Origin of the sequence: Bacillus sp. MYb78 (genome assembly GCF_002975115.1) — a bacterium.
GTDB lineage: Bacteria > Bacillota > Bacilli > Bacillales > Bacillaceae_G > Bacillus_A > Bacillus_A cereus.
The window spans coordinates 63,861-82,847 of the sequence record NZ_PCOB01000018.1; the positions used below are offsets into that span (position 1 = coordinate 63,861).

The window sequence follows — 18,987 nt, forward strand, 5'->3', positions numbered from 1 at the left end:
AATTAGTTATGTACTATCGGTGAATGCCGTTTTCTAATAGCTCAGTAAATGCATGAATATGAATAGGTTTACTGTAATAATAACCTTGAATAAACTGACATTTATTTTTTTGAAGGAAATTTACGTGCTCTTTTGTTTCTACACCTTCAGCAATGACAGACATTCCTAATGTATTTGCTAATGTGATGATCGTTTTAATAATTTCCATTCCATCATCACATGTTTCAGACATTGTAATAAATTCTCTCGGGATTTTTAACGTATCAATTGGATATAAAGGTAAGTAGGCTAGCGAAGAATAACCTGTACCAAAGTCGTCGATTGAGATGTGAATCCCTAAACTTTTTAGTGTACGCAGTTTTATCAATGTTTCTCGCTCATCCATCATTGCAATTCGCTCTGTTAATTCAAGATCAAGAGAGCTTGCTGGTAAACCTGTATTTGTTAAAGTAGAAGAAATAGATTTTACAAAATCCTCTTGTTCAAATTCTTTAGCAGATAAATTTACACCTATTTTTAAATGTGAATATCCGAGTGCGTGCCAACGTTTCATTTGCTTACAAGCCTGCTCTAATGTCCATTTTCCTATTGAAATAATTTGTAGTGTTTCTTCTGCAATCGGAATAAACTCGTATGGAGAAATAATACCTAATTCAGGATGGTTCCACCTAATTAAAGCTTCTGCACCGATAATTTTATTAGATTCACTATCAACTTGAGGTTGATACAAAAGGAACAATTCTTCATTTTGTAGTGCGTTTGGTAAATCTTTTTCTAATCGTAATCGTCTTTCAATTTTTTTAGCGATTACATCGTCATAAATAGAGACAGAATTAAGCTCTTTTGCTTTTGCATCATACATTGCAACATTAGCGTTTTTCAGAAGTGTAGCGGTATCGATTCCGGAATGTGGATAAATAGCGATACCGATACTCAGTGATAAAGTTAATTTATGCTCATGTATGATAAATGATTTTTTCATGCATTCAAATAATTGGTTACATAATTGGAATAAGTAATCTTCGTCAGTATAGTTTTCAATTATGATTGTAAATTCATCGCCACCGATTCTTGAAAGATGAGTATGTGATGGAAGACATGATTGGAATCGCTTTGCTACTTCTTCTAATATGTAATCTCCTGACGAATGTCCAAGTGTATCGTTAATTGCTTTAAAGCGATCTAAATCTAAATATAATAATGCAAACTCGCTTTCTGTTATTTTAGCATTTTTTATAACTCTCTTTAATTTCTTATGGAAAAAGGCACGGTTCCCAATTTTCGTTACAGTGTCATGGAATGCTAAATATTTTATTTCTTCTTGCTGTTTTTTTAGTGCAGTAATATCTTTCACCATAATATAGCTTCCTGAAATTTGTCCGTCTATTATAATAGGAATGATTGTAACGTATAAAAAATAAGTAAAGCCATCTTTATATTGAGAACTAAGTTGTAAGAATGCCGATTCTTGTTGTTTCACTTTTTCTAATGCCAATGCTAGCTTATGCTTATCTTCATCTAAAATGATCGAAAAACAAGTTTCGCCTAGTAACTCATCCGTTGGTGCCCCAAGTAGTACACTCCCAGCCTTATTTACATTTAAGAATGTTCCATTTAAATCAATGGTGAAAATAGGGTCAGGATGATATTCATATAATGATTTAAACTTTTGTTGTTTTTGAGAAAGAGCCTCTGATTTATGAACTAAATCAGACGTCCGTACAGTAACTTTTTCTTCTAGTTGGGCATTAAATGCCTGTAAACGTTTTGTTAAGGAATTGTTTTGCATACGTACGATAGAATGACGAATGAGTACGAAAATAAAAGTAATACAATTCCCTGTAATGAGAGTTGAAGATGATGTTTGTTCTTTTAATGTAAACCCGATTAGTATTGCAACAGCAAGATAGGGAAATACAACTAAAGCTTTTTTTCCTATTATAGGGTTTACAATGAAATAATTTTTATGGCTATTATGATCTTCTGAAATAGAGCCAGCTATTGCAATAAGTAATATAGGTATTCTATATAAAAGACGTAATAAAGTTATTGTTTCTGTTGATAAGTGGTTATTTAAGTAAAAATAAATATAGTTAAAAGTTGCAGAACTTATTAATACAAAAATAAATATATAAATTTTCCGTTTGGAATTAAAAATTGTTGGACGGAAAAAGAGACTAACACCTAGCAGTAGAAATAATAAATCTGCAATTGGATATAAAAATGAAAGGAAAACATCTCCTAGTGAAAGAGCGAATATATTTAAATTTGGTTGATTAAATAAATACCATTCTAATGTAAATATGGAAGTAAGCACTATGCATATATCACAAATAAAGAACGCTTTTTCCCATTTATTGCATTCCTTTAAGATTTTATAGGAGAAAGCGATAAGACAGAAAAATAGAAAAAACATGTAAAATACATCAGAAACCGTAAAACGATGTATTGGAATTTCGAAGAAGCTATCTTGATATGTATATACTATTTTCCCTAATAAAAAACTACCAATTGCTATTGTAATACATATCCAAAACGGATTTGAACTGACTTTTTTAGAATATATAGAGTAAATTAGTGATACAAATGTAATGGCTTCAACGACAAGTGAAGCGAAGCGTACATCTGAATTTGAAAAATGAGTAGGGAACAGATAGAAAAACATAAAATAGATTGAATAGCATATTAATGTTCCGATTAATATACATAATTGTAAATTTTTATTTAATTTCAATGAAATCACCTTCTTTAATTATGCACTATGTTCGTTATATCTATACATAATAATATTATTTAAGAATTGTATCAGATTTCCTTATAAAAATCATGTTTATAAGGAAAGTGTTAAAGAGTGTAAGTATTCTTAAGGTTAAAAAAATATTGCGGTTGATAGTATAGACTGTATCAAGACTTTAAATAGAAATTGTATATTTAGTCATCCTTTGAATTGTAAAGTTTTTTTAGTGATTTGTAAGTGGAGATGCAAAATTGCATATAAAATGATGAGTATCTTTTTTTTTGTGAGATTTTTATTTTTAATCTGAAAATGTTGAGAAAGGATATAAAATAAGAACGTGTATTCTTACAGAGTGGAATAGTATTGCCACTAAATAGGGAGGCTTTTTTATGATATATCGAATTAAAGATGCAGAAATATACTATGAAATTGTGGGAGAGGGTAAACCGGTCATTATCATACATGGCTGCGCCCCTGACCATAGGTTAATGATGAAATGTATGGAATCAGTATTTCAGAAATATGAAGGTTATAAGCGAATATATATTGATTTACCTGGAATGGGAAAATCGAATGCTCCAAATTGGATAAATAGTTCAGATCGTATAGTAGAAGTGCTTATCACATTTATTGAGGAAATCATTTCTACTGAAAAATTTTTATTGGTAGGAGAATCATATGGAGGCTATTTAGCCAAAGGTATACTTGCAAAGATGTTTGAGAGAGTTAGCGGATTACTATTAGTATGTCCTGTTGTTGTAGCGGAGCCAGAAAAAAGGATTCTTCCAGATAAACAGGTAATTGTACAAGATGAGGAATTTTTAAATACGCTCACTTCCACAGAAAGAGAGGCATTTTGTGAGTTAGCTGTAATAGTAAATGAATATACATATAAGCGATTTAAAGAAGAAATTAAGCCTGGGTTAGATGTTGCTAATGATGAATTTATTGAAAGGTTGCAAAAGAATTACTCTCTTACTATGGATTTTCAGCGTAAAAAATATGAAAATCCCGTTCTTTTACTGACTGGAAGACAAGATATATCAGTGGGTTATCAAAATATTATAGAAATTATTGAAGAATATCCAAGGGCAACATTAGCAGTGTTAGATATGGCAGGGCATAATTTGCAAATTGAGCAGCCTGAATTATTTGAGAGTTTAGTAGGAGAATGGATTAGACGAACAAATCAGCACGTTTTATAAAGTATTTTAGTATTACGCCTAAGTGTTGAAATGGGATAAATGAACGTGATTTATTAACTTATCTCGCTATTTGCCGGGCAGTAAGACCCCCACCTCAAAATTTAGCGGAAGCAAAGAAATTAGGTGGGGGCGGGCTGCCTGTAAAAGCCCGATTAGTGATAGCTAATTAAAGTTTCACTTTATAAAAAATTTTAAGGAGAAATTATGAGCACATATATTTATATGGTTAGACATGGTGAATCACCAAAACTAGAAGGAAATGAAAGAATGCGCGGGTTAACTGAGAGGGGACATATGGATGCCCGTAGAGTAACTGACATATTAAAAGCGGAGAGGATTGATACTTTTATTTCCAGTCCTTATAATCGGGCTATGTTAACGATAGAGGAGTCAGCTAATTTCCATGAAAAAGAAATAGTAGTATATGAAAATCTTAAAGAGTGTATGTTTTCAAGTGAGGATCAGGTTATATCAGACAAAGAGGTGTATCCACTTGTACAGAAGATGTTCTCTAATCCAGACTTTGCACGAACGGAAGGAGAGTCATATGCAGATTGCCAGAGAAGAGTAGTGAAAGTATTAAAAGAAATCTTATTGGATTTTCAAGGACGCAAAATTGTAATTGGTACACATGGGCTTGTCATGACATTAATGATAAATTATTTTGATAAACAATATGGTTTTGAATTTTTAATGAATACGTCAAAACCGGATATATATAAGATGGAGTTTAAAGAAGAACAATTAATGAATGTGGAGAGATTATGGAAAGAGGAATAAAATTAGTTGCATGGATTTTGTTGTAAAAGTTACTTTTATAGCAAAGTCTTTTTTGAATAGAAAGCATCTTTATCAACTATTTTTAGAATGTTAAATCAATAAGTAATTATTCAGTATTTGAATAAATTATTGGGAAATTGGTTTAGGGAAACAATTTTAAATGTGTCAAAACTCCAAACGTTGGATTTATATTCAATAGGAGAAAAAGATGTAGAATTTTGTCTTACAGTCCCCGTTTACTTTTCATTTCATTACATATAGGCTTTGTGGTGTAAGGGCGGACATTACCTTTACGCAAAATCTATAAGGAGGTCATTATAATGAAACAGATTAAAAAGTTTGCGGGAGTTGCTTTAGCGGGGACGATTGGATTAAGTGGACTACTGTTTTTAGAACCAAGTGTAAGCGTTGCGGAAGCACAGCAAGTGAAAATAGAAAATTTCAATACAATTGATGTAACGATGAATCTAAATGAATTGTATGTATTAAGTGGCAGAAGCATTGATATTCTTTCTGGAGATAAAGAAGCAATTCAGTTAAATAAATACACAATTAGTTTTAATAAACCTGGGAAGTATGTGATTAAAGTAAATGGCTGTATTTATGATGATGTATATACTTTTATTGTAAATGAGTAGTATATATTCTTAAATTGCGAGATAAAAACAGAAACACCCTATTTGCGATGAGAGTCGTAAATAGGGTGGATTTATTTGTATTAAGCTGTACTTTAAATATGTTCGCTAATTTTCTTTTTGCCATGTAAAGTATGTAAAAGTGTTTGAAACATCTTAAATGATTGCTGAAAGATTGGACTTTGAATAAAGGTGTACAGAAAAGTTACGATGAAAACAGGACCTCCTAGCATAAATCCAATAACTAGTACAATACATTCTACTATGATTCTAGCACGGCTAATAGAAAGTCCTGTTTTGTCTGAAATAGTAAGCATGAATCCATCACGGGGTCCAGCGCCAATCCCAGCCGCAACGTACATACCTCCCCCGATACCTGTAATGGCAATACCAGAAAATAAAATGAGTAAGTTTATCCATAAATAATTACTAGCGTCTGGAAGCATGTTTGATTGTAAGAAAAAGTCCATAATGGGACCGATAAGTAGTGCATTCAAAAATGTCCCCACATTTATATATTTTCGATCTACTAGTAAAGATATTAGAACGAGACATAACCCACATATGACACTCCACGTACCGATGGTCCATCCAAACTTTTGGTAGAGAGCCATATTTAAAACTTCCCAAGGGTGCAAGCCGAGAAATTTAACTTTGACTGCAAGAGCGTTTCCAAGGCCAAAGAAAATTAATCCTAAGAAAAAAAGAAAATAGCGAAAGAGAGTTAGCCTCATCTTTACAACCTCCCATATTTTATAATTATGTATGTTACCTGTTACAGTTTTAATGTACAAATATTATGTCTTTTTATCATTCGTTTAAAAGTGTTAACAATGTAAATGAAATATACATCTTCACAGTCGAAAAAGTTAAAATATTTCGTTTTAAGGATTATAATGGAGGGAGAAACATAAAAGGGAGTGAATGAACTTGAAACAAGAACTTATTGAAAGATTTACGAGATATGTAAAAATTGATACGCAATCAAATGAAGAAAGTCATACAGTACCAACAACACCAGGACAAATTGAGTTTGGTAAGTTATTAGTGGAAGAGCTAAAAGAAATTGGTTTAACAGAAGTAACGATGGATGATAATGGCTATGTAATGGCAACACTTCCAGCTAATACGGACAAGGATGTTCCTGTAATCGGATTTTTAGCCCATTTAGATACGGCAACAGACTTTACAGGGAAAAACGTCAAACCACAAATTCATGAAAATTTTGATGGTAATGCAATTACGTTAAATGAAGAGCTAAATGTTGTGTTAACACCAGAGCAGTTCCCGGAATTACCATCATATAAAGGACATACCATTATTACAACTGATGGTACAACACTTCTAGGAGCAGATGATAAAGCTGGTCTTACAGAAATTATGGTTGCAATGAACCATTTAATACATAATCCGCAAATTAAGCACGGGAAAATAAGAGTAGCATTTACACCGGATGAAGAAATTGGTCGTGGGCCAGCGCATTTTGATGTAGAAGCGTTTGGTGCATCATTCGCTTATACGATGGATGGAGGTCCATTAGGTGGTTTAGAGTATGAAAGTTTTAATGCTGCAGGTGCTAAGTTAACGTTTAACGGAACGAATACACATCCTGGAACAGCGAAAAATAAAATGCGCAATGCTACTAAACTTGCTATGGAGTTTAATGGGTATTTACCAGTAGAAGAGGCGCCAGAATATACAGAAGGCTATGAAGGATTCTATCATTTACTTTCTTTAAATGGTGATGTTGAGCAAAGTAAAGCGTATTATATTATTCGAGACTTTGATCGTGAAAATTTTGAGGCACGTAAAAATACCATTGAAAATATTGTGAAACAAATGCAAGAGAAGTATGGGAAAGATGCAGTCGTTTTAGAAATGAATGATCAATACTATAACATGCTTGAAAAAATTGAACCGGTAAGAGAAATTGTTGATATTGCATATGAAGCAATGAAAAGTTTAGACATTGAACCAAATATTCATCCGATTCGCGGAGGCACAGATGGATCACAATTATCATATATGGGATTACCGACGCCGAATATTTTCACTGGTGGTGAAAACTATCACGGTAAATTTGAGTATGTTTCGGTAGATACTATGGAAAAAGCCGTTCAAGTTATTGTGGAAATTGCAAGACGTTTTGAGGAGCAAGCGTAAAAAAGAACCAAGTAGTACGAATGTGCTACTTGGTTCTTTTAATATAGTACTCGCCATAAATAAAAAGTCGCATAAGACTCCCAATTAGCCCAGTTTGCCGCGAAATCTTTTATTTCATTTTTAGTTGGTTTATTTTCGGAACCTGTTATAAATTTAATTGCATTATGGAGACCGACATCATCAATTGGAAAAGCTGAAGGAAATCTTAAACAACGCATTAAAACATAGTTGGCAGTCCAGGGGCCTATACCATGGATGGCGGTTAATTGTTTCTCAGCAACCTTTACATCTTGTGTTTGCAGTAAATCCTCTTTTGATAGTTTTCTCTCTGTAATAAGCTTCGCAATACCGATTAAATATTCACATTTTCTAGTCGTCATTTTTAATTGTTGGAGATCTTCTACATGTAGATTTGCAATTGTTTCAGGTGATGGGAATATCCAATGTTTTCTACCGTCCCATTCTACATAACTTCCAAATTTCTCAACTAATCTTCTTTTTAGCGTATAAGCATATGTTAGGTTAATTTGTTGACCGATAATTCCCCAGGAAAGTGCCTCAAATAAGTCTGGAATACCTAAATTACGAAGGCCATAATATTGTTCAATTGGTCCTTGAAGGAGTAAATCATGTTTAGCTAATGTATAAAATGGGGCTAAATCAGTAGTTAAATCAAACCATTCTTTTACATAGTTAGATACAGCTTCACGTATCGATTTTTCAGATGTATATGGTTCTTCTAAACAACGTATTTGAATATTTCCATCTGTATTCACACTAATTTCAACTAAAGGATTTACATCTTGAACAGGGATAACTTTATAAATTTTGTTGTCTTCAATATGGAACATACATTCATTGTTCGAACGTGATAGATAGCGTAAATTTTCTTGAAAACAAAATTCTTTCGGAACTGCTACAGATAATGCGCTATTATATTCTGCTGTCATATGAATTCCACCTGCACCTTTTCTAATGTAAGCAATTTTTTCTTCATTTCTAATCCACCCCTAAATCCGGTTAGTTTCCCGTTCCTCCCAATAACGCGGTGACAAGGAATTGTAATAAGAAGAGGGTTAGCAGCAATAGCAGAAGCAACGGCGCGCACAGCTTTAGGTTTTTGAATTCTTTCAGCAATTTCTGTATAAGAATATGTCTTCCCATAAGTAATTTCACGTACCGTATTCCAAACAGATAATTGAAAATTAGTTCCATAAGCATCGATAGGAAATGTGAAAGTTTCTCGCTTGTTTTCTAAATACTCGATAACTTCTTTCGTATATATTAGCAAGTAATCTGGACTATGGATCAATATATGTTGGGGCAGTTTTTTTCTAGCCCATATATTTAATTCTTCAAAGTTTTCTTCTTGTGATCCAATGAAGCATAGTCCATTTTCAGTTGCAGCAATATGAAATCGCCAATTTTCATGTGTAAGTAGCGTCCAATATATATAATTATTTTTGTAGGAATTCATTATCGTATCCCTCTTTCATTTCGTTCTTTTTTCGATATTCAGTAGGAGTAAATCCGGTTTTCTTTTTAAATAAAGTTGCGAAATACTCTGGGTTTTCTATCCCGACAGCAGTACTAATTTCTTTAATAGATTGATTTGTGTGTAAAAGGTATTCGGTTGCTTTAAGAACCCTGAATTGTTGTATATATTCTATAGGAGTTAGCCCTATTATTCTTTTGAAAGTACGCTGTAAATGAAAAGGGCTACCGTGACACATTTCCGCAAGCATGTCGAGAGTTAAGGATTCGTCATAATGCTTTTCGATATAGTCTTTAATTTGTTCTACCCACTCTTCATTAGGTAAAGTGATCCCGTTTGGCTTACAACGTTTGCACGGGCGAAAGTTTTCACTTAATGCTTGCTCTGCATGATGAAAAATTCGTACATTGTTTCTATTCGGTATTCTTGATTTGCATGATGGTCTGCAAAAGATTCCAGTTGATTTCACAGCATAAAAGAATTTGCTATCATAGGAAGAATTATTATGAATAATTGCTTGCCAATACTCATTTGTTAATGTAACTCCATCCTTGTGCATAGAACATCACCTCTGAAATTAGTATAACCTGAATAAAGTGCGTATGTATGTATTCATAAATGTAAGAGCAAGATTACAAAGGTGAAAATATGATTGTTTTCTATTTTGTGATAGCATGAAATTTGGAAATAAACATCAAGAGGAGGACTATAAATGAAGTTAATTTCATGGAATGTAAATGGTTTGCGAGCTGTTATCGCAAAAGGTGGATTTTTGGAATATCTTGAGGAATCAAGTGCTGATATATTTTGTCTACAAGAGATTAAATTACAAGAAGGGCAAATTGATTTAAATCTAGAGGGATATTATACATACTGGAATTATGCTGTGAAAAAAGGATATTCAGGAACAGCTATTTTTTCGAAAAAAGAACCGCTTTCAGTTACATATGGTTTAGGCATTGAAGAGCATGACCAAGAAGGGCGACTTATTACTTTAGAATTCGAAGATTTTTACATGATAACGTTATATACACCAAATTCAAAACGTGGATTAGAACGATTAGATTACAGAATGAAATGGGAAGATGATTTCAGGTCCTATATCAAACGATTAGATGAGAAAAAACCAGTAATTTTTTGTGGAGACTTAAATGTTGCTCATAAAGAAATCGATTTAAAAAATCCAAAAAGTAATCGTAAAAACCCTGGATTCTCTGATGAGGAACGAGAGAAATTTACATGTATTTTAGAAGAAGGATTTGTTGATACGTATCGTTATCTTTATCCTAATCAAGAAGGTGCATATTCGTGGTGGTCGTATCGTATGGGCGCGAGAGCGAAAAATATCGGATGGCGTTTAGATTATTTTGTTGTTTCGGAAAGAATGAAAGACCAAATAACAGAAGCGAAAATTAATAGTGAAGTAATGGGATCTGACCATTGTCCAGTTGAATTACATATAAATTTCTAAAAAAAGAAGTATCCATCTAACATTAGGCGGATACTTCTTTTTTAATTCAGTTTGTTAAAATTTTTCAAATCTTTCTTGAAATAATTGCATATTAAATATATACTTAGTAACGATAATCATTATCAATGAAAAATATTATCAATGGATGAGGTATAAAAGAATTATAGCTTAGGGGAAGTGAACGAGAATGAGTTCTGGATAGAATTATTAATCTAATGAAATATATATGTAAGACAAGTTTCATATAGTTAAATTTTATTGAGAATATAGTTTGGAAAATTCGAGAGGAGATATATAAAGATGAATAAGAAGTTATTTACATTAGGGATGGTTACAGTTTTAAGTGTAGGTTTAGCGGCATGTAATAGTGCGGATAAAACTTCAGGCGAGCAAAAACAACAGACAAAAGCTACGGAAACGAAAAAAGATGAAAAACGTAAAATTACATATTTAGGTAAAGAATATACAGTGCCAGCAAAAGTAGATAAAATTGCGACAGCTAGTTTAGAGTCAATGGAAGATGCGGCAGTACTTGGAATTAAACCAGTTGGTGCCATTACTGTTGGTGGTAAATTACCGAAGTATCTTGAGAAAGATTTAGAAGGTGCGAAATCTGTTGGTGAGAAAATGGAACCAAATTTCGAAACATTACTTCAATTAAAACCAGACGTTATTACATCAAGTACGAAATTCCCAGCAGAAACAGCTGAAAAGTTTACGAAAGTAGCTCCTACATTCCCGGTATCACACGTTTCAACAAATTGGGAAGATAACTTAAAGTTAATGGGAGAATTAACTGGTAAAAAAGATAAAGCAGAAAAAATTATTAAAGACTACAATTCGGACGCTGAAAAAGCAAAAGCAAAACTAGGAGATAAGTTAAAAGATAAAAAAGTACTTGTCATTAGACTAAGAGCAAATGACTTATTCCTATACCCAGAAGGAGTATACTTTAACCCTGTAATTTATAAAGATCTTGGACTAACTGCTCCAGAACAACTTAAAACGGTAAAAGCACAAGAAAAAATTTCTTTAGAAAAATTAGCTGAAGTTAATCCTGATTATATCTTCTTGCAATACGAAGCAAGTGAAAATAATAAACCGAAAGTGCTAGAAGATATTGAAAATAATCCGATTTGGCAAAGTATGAACGCTGCGAAAGAAAAGAAAGTATTTGTAAATGTTGTAGACCCAATGGCACAAGGTGGTACAGCTTGGAGTAAAACAGCATTCTTAAAAGAAGCAGTGAAAAATTTATCTAAATAATACAATAAGTAAGGTGCGTTGAATGATATGCAGAAAACAAATGCAGTACCAGTAACTATATTATGTATAGCACCCATACTCATCTTATTTACAGTTATACTTTCGATTTTGTATGGGGCAAAAAGTATTGACGCTGAAACAGTGTGGAACGCATTATTTCATTTTGATTCAAGCGATGTAAATCATAATATTATTATTACTTCACGTTTACCAAGGGTAGTTGCAGCTCTTTTAGTCGGAGCATTTCTAGCCATATCAGGAGCACTTATGCAGGGGATGACAAGAAACTATCTTGCATCCCCTTCTATTATGGGTGTGACGGATGGCGCTGCCTTTGTTATTACACTTAGCATGATTTTTCTTCCGGGAATGTCATCAATTGGTATGGTTTTATGTTCAATGATTGGTTCTGCACTAGGAGCCGGTATCGTGTTTGGTTTTGGTTCGCTCCTTCAAAATGGCTTATCACCAGTTAGGTTAGCGATTATAGGAACAGTTATTGGAACATTTTTAAGTAGTGTATCGGCTGCAATGGCTTCGTATTTCCAAATTTCTCAAAATGTTAGTTTTTGGTTTAATGCAAAGTTAGATCAAGTAGATCCTAATATCATTAAAATCACGATACCGTTTGGGATAATTGGAATAATTTTAGCACTGTTAATATCAAAATCTATTACCATTCTTTCATTAGGCGAAGAGGTTTCTATTAATTTAGGGCAACGTACAAAACTAGTTAAAGCGATGGCAATTTTATCGGTAATTTTCTTAACAGGAACAGCAGTTGCTTTAGTGGGGAAAGTTGGTTTTGTAGGTTTAATTATTCCGCACATTACCCGCTTTATAATTGGGGTAGATTATAAGTGGATTTTGCCATGTGCAGGTGTTATTGGTGGCGTTTTCTTAGCGTTATGTGACGTTTTGAGTAGATTTGTAAACTATCCATTTGAAACACCTATTGGAGTCGTTACCTCTTTAATTGGAATTCCTTTCTTCCTTTATTTAATCCGTACTAGAGGAGGAGAGAGACATGCCTAAAAGTTCAAGTCAACGTTTCGGAATGACGATGGGGATTATTATATTTTTAATACTATGTGCTATTTATATTAGTTTAACAAATGGTACGTTCGATATTACGATTACAGATGTATTTAAAACACTGTTTAGAATTGATCCAGTACCAGAACATGATTTAGTTATTTTTGAGTTTCGCCTTCCGCGCATCGTAATTGCTGGATTAGTAGGATTAGGCCTTGGTGTTGCGGGTGCCGTTATTCAAGGGATTACGAGAAATGGGTTGGCGGACCCAGGTATTTTAGGCGTAAATGCCGGAGCAGGAACAGCGATTGTCATTTTTATGTTTTTCTTTCAAGGGCAATTAAAAAGCACAGACTGGGTTTCTATTATGATGATGCCAATGTTTGGTTTAGTAGGCGGATTAGGTGCAGCTATCATCATTTATCTGTTTTCTTGGAAAAACGGTAAATTAGATTCGCAGCGACTTTTATTAACAGGGATTGCAATTGGATCAGGATTTGGAGCCTTTTCTATGTACTTATCACTCAAAATGAAGTCAACTGATTTTGAAATGGCTGCAGTGTGGGTGTCTGGAAGCATATATAGTGCAAACTGGAAGTATATTGTGGCTATGTTACCATGGCTTATTATCTTAATTCCGCTTATACAAAAGAAAGCTTATTTATTAGATTTATTTCAATTGGAAGAAACGAGTATTACAAGTTTAGGTGTTTCAGTAGAAAGAGAGAAATCGATTTTACTATTAAGTAGTATCGGGCTTGTGAGCGCATGTGTTGCTGTTTCAGGGAGTATCGGTTTTATTGGCTTAATGGCACCGCATATAGCGAAAAGGCTTGTCAGTATTCAACATAAGTATATAATTCCTACGTGCGGCGTAATCGGAATGTTTCTTGTAATTGCTTCAGACTTTATTGCGAAAACAGTTTTTACACCTGTAGAGCTACCAGTTGGAATCGTTATTTCTATTGTCGGTGTACCGTATTTCTTATATTTACTTTATAAGGCGAAAGCGTAAGAGGAGGAATAAAAGTGAGTATTTTAAGTGCAAAAAATTTAGAAACAAGTTATGAAAAGCTTACAGTGTTTCGCGATTTAAATGTGGAAATACAAGAAGGAAAAGTAACGACAATTATAGGTCCAAACGGTTGCGGTAAATCGACATTGTTAAAAACAATGGGAAGAATTTTAAAACAAAAAAGCGGTAAAGTATATTTGCAAGGACAGGATTTACATACAATTCCAACGAAAGAAATTGCGAAGCAGTTAGCTTTACTCCCGCAAACTCCAATTGCACCAGGTGAGCTTAAAGTGGAAGAATTAATTTCTTATGGACGCTATCCACATCGAAATAACGTAAATAAGTTAACGACAAAAGATAAAGAAATGATTGATTGGGCATTAGATATAACGAAAACTTCTGAATTTCGAACGAGACAAATTGCAAATTTATCAGGTGGTCAAAGACAAAAGGTATGGCTAGCGATGGCATTAGCACAAGAGACAGAAGTGTTGCTATTAGATGAGCCAACTACATACCTTGATATGTCTCATCAATTAGATGTATTACAAATTGTGGAGAAGTTAAATAAAGAACATAATTGTACGGTTGTTATGGTATTACATGATATTAACCATGCAGCAAGATTTTCAGATGAAATTATTGCAATGAAGGAAGGAGAAATTGTTACAACTGGTAGCCCGGAAGAAATCATTACAAATGAAGTGTTAAAAGAAGTATTTCATATTGATGCACGTGTCATGATTGATCCGTATAACGGGGCTCCTGTTTGTTTCGGTTATGATAGCGTTGTATCTCAAGAAGAAAAAATCGAAATATATGTAACAAGTTAAAAAGGGGGGGATAGGGTGAATACTACAGTTGAAAAACAGCAGATTATAACATCTAATACAGAGCAGTGGAAAATGTATTCAAAATTAGAAGGTAAGGAATATCAAATTCATATTTCAAAGCCGAGGCAACCAGCACCGGATTCAGGATATCCTGTCATTTACGTATTAGATGGCAATGCCTTTTTTCAAACATTTCATGAAGCAGTTAAAATACAATCAGTAAGAGCGGAAAAAACCGGTGTTTCACCAGCTATTATAGTAGGAGTGGGTTATCCAATTGAAGGCGCATTTTCAGGGGAAGAAAGGTGCTATGATTTTACGCCTAGCGTAATTTCAAAAGATGCCCCTTTAAAACCAGACGGTAAACCGTGGCCTAAAACAGGAGGAGCACATAATTTCTTTACTTTTATTGAAGAAGAACTGAAACCACAAATTGAAAAGAATTTTGAGATTGATAAAGGTAAGCAAACTTTATTTGGGCATTCTTTAGGTGGCCTATTCGCTTTGCATATACTATTTACAAACTTGAATGCTTTTCAAAATTATTTTATTAGTAGTCCATCTATATGGTGGAATAATAAATCCGTTCTTGAAAAAGAAGAGAACCTTATAATTGAATTAAACAATGCTAAGTTTGAAACAGGAGTGTTCCTTACAGTTGGATCACTTGAACGAGAGCATATGGTTGTAGGTGCAAATGAATTATCAGAGCGCCTTCTCCAAGTAAACCACGATAAACTTAAATTTAAGTTTTATGAAGCTGAAGGGGAGAATCATGCATCTGTTGTGCCGACGTCTTTAAGTAAAGGATTGAGGTTTATTAGTTACGTATAGGAAAAAAGGTAAGCAATTGCTTACCTTTTTTCCTTATTGTTTAAAGGCAATGTATCCATCAATTAAAAAACTAGTGAAAAAGCGAGTCATTTGAGTAAAGTCACATTCCTTCATGATAGTTAATAAATTAGCTTCGGAAATAGGGAATATTTCTGTTTCAAAAGAATTTTCAAATCGGTCCCAATCTTCTAATGGAATTTGATTTTGCATCATATGGTTGCGCCAAGCATGTAATTGTGTAGAAAACATACTCGTATGGGGCACACCATTTATTGAAGAGAGAAAGAATGGCGCACCAGGCTTTAGGCGACTACTGATGTCATTAATAAGTTCTTTTTTCTCCTTATTAGTTGGAATGAAGTGCAGGACAAGCATACAGGTGGCAGCGTCAAATAACTGATTTGGTAATAATGTGTGGATAGTTCCATGTACAAGATGAACATGATTTTGTATGCCTTCGTTGTTAATTCTTTTTTTAGCTAACTGTAGCATGCTTTCAGATGGATCGACACCTGTAAAATATAAATTACTATTTTGTTTGCCTATTGAGAGAATTTCTTGTCCACCACCAGCACCTATAACTAGCAAATTGGGATTGATATTTTCTTTAGGGAGTGTAGTAAACAAGAAATGATTCATCATTTCATATAAGTGGTAGTAGCCTGGGATTTTACATGGAATTCTTTGTTCATATGAATTTACGGTAGTATCATTCCAATTCATTTTAAACCTCCTAAGTATGTGTTTTATAGGTTTATTATGAAATGAAATTATGAAGGGGAACAATCCCGTAAATCTGGGGGGGAAGAGGATGCATGAAAAAACAATGAAAGAAATTACAATGGTGGCGAATCATATAAGTTCTATAAGGTCATTTCAAGATTCATTTCTCCACTTGATACGTAAAGTCATTGATTTTGACGCCGCTTGTTTTACAACTATAGACCCGATTTCTTTTTTATCTACTGGGGCATTTACCGATGAGAGTGTTGAAAAGATTCATCCACAATTGTTTATGAATGAATTTTTAGAAGATGATTTTAATAAATTTAAATGTTTAACAGAACACTCTCCTCATGTTGCTTCTCTAAGTATGGCGACAAATGGTGAACAAAAGAAAAGTTCGAGATACCGAAATATTTTAAAACCAGCAAATTTTGGAGATGAATTAAGGGGCGTTTGTATGAGTAAGGGAAAATGTTATGGCCATCTTAGTTTATTTCGAGGAAGTACAAGTCCCGCGTTTCATATCGATGATTGTAAGTACTTAGCAACGATAGTCCCAATTGCTGGAGAGGCTTTAAAGAAGGCAGTTCCTATACCTTTTTCAGAAGAGAAGGTGATAGGCACAGGCACGATTATAGTAAGTGAGGAATTTAATGTATTATATTGGAATCAAGATGGCAGCGAGTGGCTTTCAAATCTTAGAAAGTATGAACAGTTAAATATAAAAGAAATACCAAGACCAATACGTGCAGTTTGTTCAAAAGTAAAGGCTAACGAGTATAATGTAGGGTGTATGAATAGAGAAGAAAAAGTTTGTCTACCTTTAGCCTATGGCCATTTTTTAATCATTCGGGCTAGTAAGTTAGAAGATACAAGTAGTTTTCAAGATGGTTATATTGTTCTATTCGAAAGAGCAAGACCGGAAGAGATTTTTCCACTTATTATGGAAACTTATAGTTTTACAATGCGTGAGAAGCAAGTAATACGTAAAATTCTTACAGGTATGTCGACAAAGGAATTAGCCCAAGAATTTTGTATATCTATATACACGGTACAAGATCATTTAAAATCCATTTTTGAAAAGACTGGGGTAAGTAGCAGAAATGAACTTGTGTGGGAAGTATTTTCGAAGTTTTGCTTTGATGCCACTGAATGAAAATAAAACAAGTCTACAAAGATCACATGAAGTACGGTGGATGAGTTGTAGAATTGAGCTTAAAAAGGTTATGGATGAGACATTCCATAACCTTTTTAATATGTAGAATTGTCCTTTTTGAAAGTTTTGTTTCAACTTTTCGTCTAAAGAGACAAAAAGTTGTCACAATTCGGTCACAATTAGCATAAACATAAAATAGACGAAATGAACTTATTTCCAAAAGGCTTGGTTTATTACAATCAGGATTCGTAGAGCTGAAAAAGCATGGATGAAAAGTTCACTATATTCCCAAGGAGGTAGATCGTATGAAAACAATTCTTGCTATCGCTGGACTTATTTGGGTTCTATCGCATGGCATCCCAATTTATGAAGGAGAACAAATTCGCAGTGCTCTGAATAAAAATTTTAATGAATATCATATCATTGATCGGCAAGATAATGTTGTGACAGTTCGAGTGAATGATTGTTTTCATACGGTAACCGTTGAAGGAACTTCAGTAGTGAATGATACAAAAGTATGTGATCAGCAATAATTATATATGGAAAGAAAAATTCTAGGGTTAAATATCTGAAAATTAAAATTAAAACATTATAGACGAAGAATAAGCGGGGGCGGGTAATCCCCGCTTATTCTTGTTTCACTTTATTGAATTTTGATGAGAGATATAATGATTTTTTGACAAATAGGAAAGGGTATACTGAAAATTGAGATTAAGAAGCTAATGAGTTGTTAAGAATAATCATAAAGTGAAAATATACTCTTATGGGGTATCATGCGTAGATATTTAATGCTATAATTGGTATACTCATAAAAAACAATTATTTTATTGGATGAAGAGAAACTTTAAGAAGGTGATAATATGGATCATAAAGAGCATGAAGCAGTAACACATAGATCAGAAAAAGAAAAAGAACAGATTATAAATAGATTAAAGAGAATTGAAGGACAGGTCCGCGGTATTCAAAACATGATTGAAAATGATCGTTATTGCGTAGATATTTTAGTGCAAATTTCAGCGATTAATGCAGCGATGAAAAAAGTAGGAATGGGCGTTCTCAAAAATCATACGAGTCATTGTGTTTCAGGAGCTATTAAAAATGGAAATGGTGACGAAGCAATTGAAGAATTAATGACAGTATTTGAACGTTTTTCAAAAGCGTAAAAACAAGCTAGTATTTAACTGGCTTGTTTTTTTGTTTACCCTCATATTGGATTTGGGTGTATTGTAGTGAAAAAGTGTGTGTAAAATAAACTTTTAGAAAATAATTGAAAAATCATGATACAAAACCATTGATTACCTTAGGGGGGTATGGTAAGATGTAATTGTGATTAACAAACAATGAATAAACAAGAGGAGGATTTTAAATGGAACAGTTAACATTACAAGTTGAAGGTATGTCTTGTGGACATTGTGTAAATGCTATCGAAAGCAGTGTGAAAGAGCTAAACGGTGTTGAACAAGTGAAGGTTCAATTAGCAGAAGGAACTGTTGAAGTTACTATCGACTCGTCTGCTGTAACATTAAAAGATATCGTTGCTGTAATCGAAGATCAAGGATACGATGTTCAATAATTATTTTTAGATATGGAAATAAATCGTACTTTAAATGAAGTACGATTTATTTTGCTAATA

At 33.4% G+C, this 18,987-nt stretch carries 20 protein-coding genes; 14 read left to right on the forward strand and 6 right to left on the reverse strand.

Going from position 1 to position 18,987, the window contains the following annotated elements; translation table 11 throughout:
* Positions 1-13: 13 nt before the first annotated feature.
* Positions 14-2,734, reverse strand: a complete 2,721-nt coding sequence (locus CQ064_RS25335; protein WP_000773568.1) for a sensor domain-containing protein — start codon at positions 2,732-2,734, stop codon at positions 14-16.
* Between the two features lie 392 nt (positions 2,735-3,126).
* On the opposite strand from CQ064_RS25335, the gene CQ064_RS25340 reads away from it, so the two are divergent.
* The 3 genes from CQ064_RS25340 (at position 3,127) to CQ064_RS25350 (ending at position 5,360) form a co-directional block, all read left to right on the forward strand.
* Entirely contained in the window at positions 3,127-3,942 is an 816-nt protein-coding gene (locus CQ064_RS25340) for an alpha/beta fold hydrolase (RefSeq protein ID WP_000640331.1), read from the forward strand.
* Between the two features lie 204 nt (positions 3,943-4,146).
* Positions 4,147-4,722, forward strand: a complete 576-nt coding sequence (locus CQ064_RS25345; protein WP_000109177.1) for a histidine phosphatase family protein — start codon at positions 4,147-4,149, stop codon at positions 4,720-4,722.
* Between the two features lie 320 nt (positions 4,723-5,042).
* On the forward strand, positions 5,043-5,360 hold the full coding sequence (locus tag CQ064_RS25350) for a hypothetical protein (RefSeq protein ID WP_000809492.1): 318 nt from the start codon (positions 5,043-5,045) through the stop codon (positions 5,358-5,360).
* A 92-nt stretch (positions 5,361-5,452) separates the two neighbouring features.
* Here CQ064_RS25350 and CQ064_RS25355 read toward each other — a convergent pair whose 3' ends face one another.
* The gene (locus CQ064_RS25355) at positions 5,453-6,091 is read right to left on the reverse strand and encodes a YczE/YyaS/YitT family protein (RefSeq protein ID WP_001241256.1); all 639 of its coding nucleotides are present in this window, start codon (positions 6,089-6,091) and stop codon (positions 5,453-5,455) included.
* Positions 6,092-6,287: 196 nt separating this feature from the next.
* Here CQ064_RS25355 and pepT point away from each other — a divergent pair, with 196 nt between their 5' ends.
* Positions 6,288-7,520, forward strand: a complete 1,233-nt coding sequence (pepT, locus tag CQ064_RS25360; protein WP_000807015.1) for a peptidase T — start codon at positions 6,288-6,290, stop codon at positions 7,518-7,520.
* A 38-nt stretch (positions 7,521-7,558) separates the two neighbouring features.
* Here the strand turns inward: pepT and CQ064_RS25365 are convergent, their stop codons facing one another.
* Genes CQ064_RS25365 through CQ064_RS25375 form a run of 3 tightly spaced genes read right to left on the reverse strand, consistent with a single transcriptional unit; the run spans position 7,559 to position 9,574 of the window.
* Positions 7,559-8,470: a DNA-3-methyladenine glycosylase 2 gene (locus CQ064_RS25365; protein ID WP_000123517.1), complete on the reverse strand. Its 912-nt coding sequence runs from the start codon at positions 8,468-8,470 to the stop codon at positions 7,559-7,561.
* Positions 8,467-8,997: a methylated-DNA--[protein]-cysteine S-methyltransferase gene (locus CQ064_RS25370; protein ID WP_001089832.1), complete on the reverse strand. Its 531-nt coding sequence runs from the start codon at positions 8,995-8,997 to the stop codon at positions 8,467-8,469. Before CQ064_RS25370 ends, CQ064_RS25365 begins: the two co-directional genes overlap by 4 nt.
* A complete protein-coding gene (locus tag CQ064_RS25375) occupies positions 8,978-9,574 on the reverse strand; it encodes a bifunctional transcriptional activator/DNA repair enzyme AdaA (protein WP_000548569.1) in 597 nt (198 codons plus the stop codon). The genes CQ064_RS25370 and CQ064_RS25375 overlap by 20 nt, the downstream gene beginning before the upstream one ends.
* Positions 9,575-9,727: 153 nt before the next feature.
* Here CQ064_RS25375 and CQ064_RS25380 point away from each other — a divergent pair, with 153 nt between their 5' ends.
* The 6 genes from CQ064_RS25380 (at position 9,728) to CQ064_RS25405 (ending at position 15,472) form a co-directional block, all read left to right on the forward strand.
* The gene (locus CQ064_RS25380) at positions 9,728-10,486 is read left to right on the forward strand and encodes an exodeoxyribonuclease III (protein WP_000767622.1); all 759 of its coding nucleotides are present in this window, start codon (positions 9,728-9,730) and stop codon (positions 10,484-10,486) included.
* 300 nt (positions 10,487-10,786) lie between these two features.
* Positions 10,787-11,752, forward strand: a complete 966-nt coding sequence (locus CQ064_RS25385) for an iron-hydroxamate ABC transporter substrate-binding protein (protein ID WP_001035498.1) — start codon at positions 10,787-10,789, stop codon at positions 11,750-11,752.
* Between the two features lie 27 nt (positions 11,753-11,779).
* On the forward strand, positions 11,780-12,787 hold the full coding sequence (locus CQ064_RS25390) for a FecCD family ABC transporter permease (RefSeq protein ID WP_001173064.1): 1,008 nt from the start codon (positions 11,780-11,782) through the stop codon (positions 12,785-12,787).
* Positions 12,780-13,802: a FecCD family ABC transporter permease gene (locus tag CQ064_RS25395; RefSeq protein WP_001126727.1), complete on the forward strand. Its 1,023-nt coding sequence runs from the start codon at positions 12,780-12,782 to the stop codon at positions 13,800-13,802. The genes CQ064_RS25390 and CQ064_RS25395 overlap by 8 nt, the downstream gene beginning before the upstream one ends.
* A gap of 14 nt (positions 13,803-13,816) precedes the next feature.
* Complete coding sequence (locus CQ064_RS25400) at positions 13,817-14,638, forward strand: ABC transporter ATP-binding protein (protein ID WP_000025764.1); 822 nt, start codon at positions 13,817-13,819, stop codon at positions 14,636-14,638.
* A gap of 15 nt (positions 14,639-14,653) precedes the next feature.
* A complete protein-coding gene (locus tag CQ064_RS25405; protein WP_001098701.1) occupies positions 14,654-15,472 on the forward strand; it encodes an alpha/beta hydrolase in 819 nt (272 codons plus the stop codon).
* A 33-nt stretch (positions 15,473-15,505) separates the two neighbouring features.
* Here the strand turns inward: CQ064_RS25405 and CQ064_RS25410 are convergent, their stop codons facing one another.
* Positions 15,506-16,195, reverse strand: a complete 690-nt coding sequence (locus CQ064_RS25410) for a class I SAM-dependent methyltransferase (protein ID WP_001104345.1) — start codon at positions 16,193-16,195, stop codon at positions 15,506-15,508.
* Positions 16,196-16,283: 88 nt separating this feature from the next.
* Between CQ064_RS25410 and CQ064_RS25415 the strand changes: the two genes are divergently transcribed.
* The 4 genes from CQ064_RS25415 to copZ all read left to right on the forward strand — a co-directional run bounded on the left by CQ064_RS25415 (position 16,284) and on the right by copZ (position 18,927).
* On the forward strand, positions 16,284-17,354 hold the full coding sequence (locus tag CQ064_RS25415) for a helix-turn-helix transcriptional regulator (protein ID WP_000544760.1): 1,071 nt from the start codon (positions 16,284-16,286) through the stop codon (positions 17,352-17,354).
* 305 nt (positions 17,355-17,659) lie between these two features.
* Positions 17,660-17,887 (forward strand): hypothetical protein, encoded by a 228-nt coding sequence (locus tag CQ064_RS25420; RefSeq protein ID WP_000849103.1) that lies wholly within the window; start codon positions 17,660-17,662, stop codon positions 17,885-17,887.
* A gap of 327 nt (positions 17,888-18,214) precedes the next feature.
* Positions 18,215-18,517 (forward strand): metal-sensing transcriptional repressor, encoded by a 303-nt coding sequence (locus tag CQ064_RS25425; RefSeq protein WP_000349637.1) that lies wholly within the window; start codon positions 18,215-18,217, stop codon positions 18,515-18,517.
* Between the two features lie 203 nt (positions 18,518-18,720).
* Positions 18,721-18,927: a copper chaperone CopZ gene (copZ, locus tag CQ064_RS25430; RefSeq protein WP_000436973.1), complete on the forward strand. Its 207-nt coding sequence runs from the start codon at positions 18,721-18,723 to the stop codon at positions 18,925-18,927.
* The last annotated feature ends 60 nt before the right edge of the window (positions 18,928-18,987 follow it).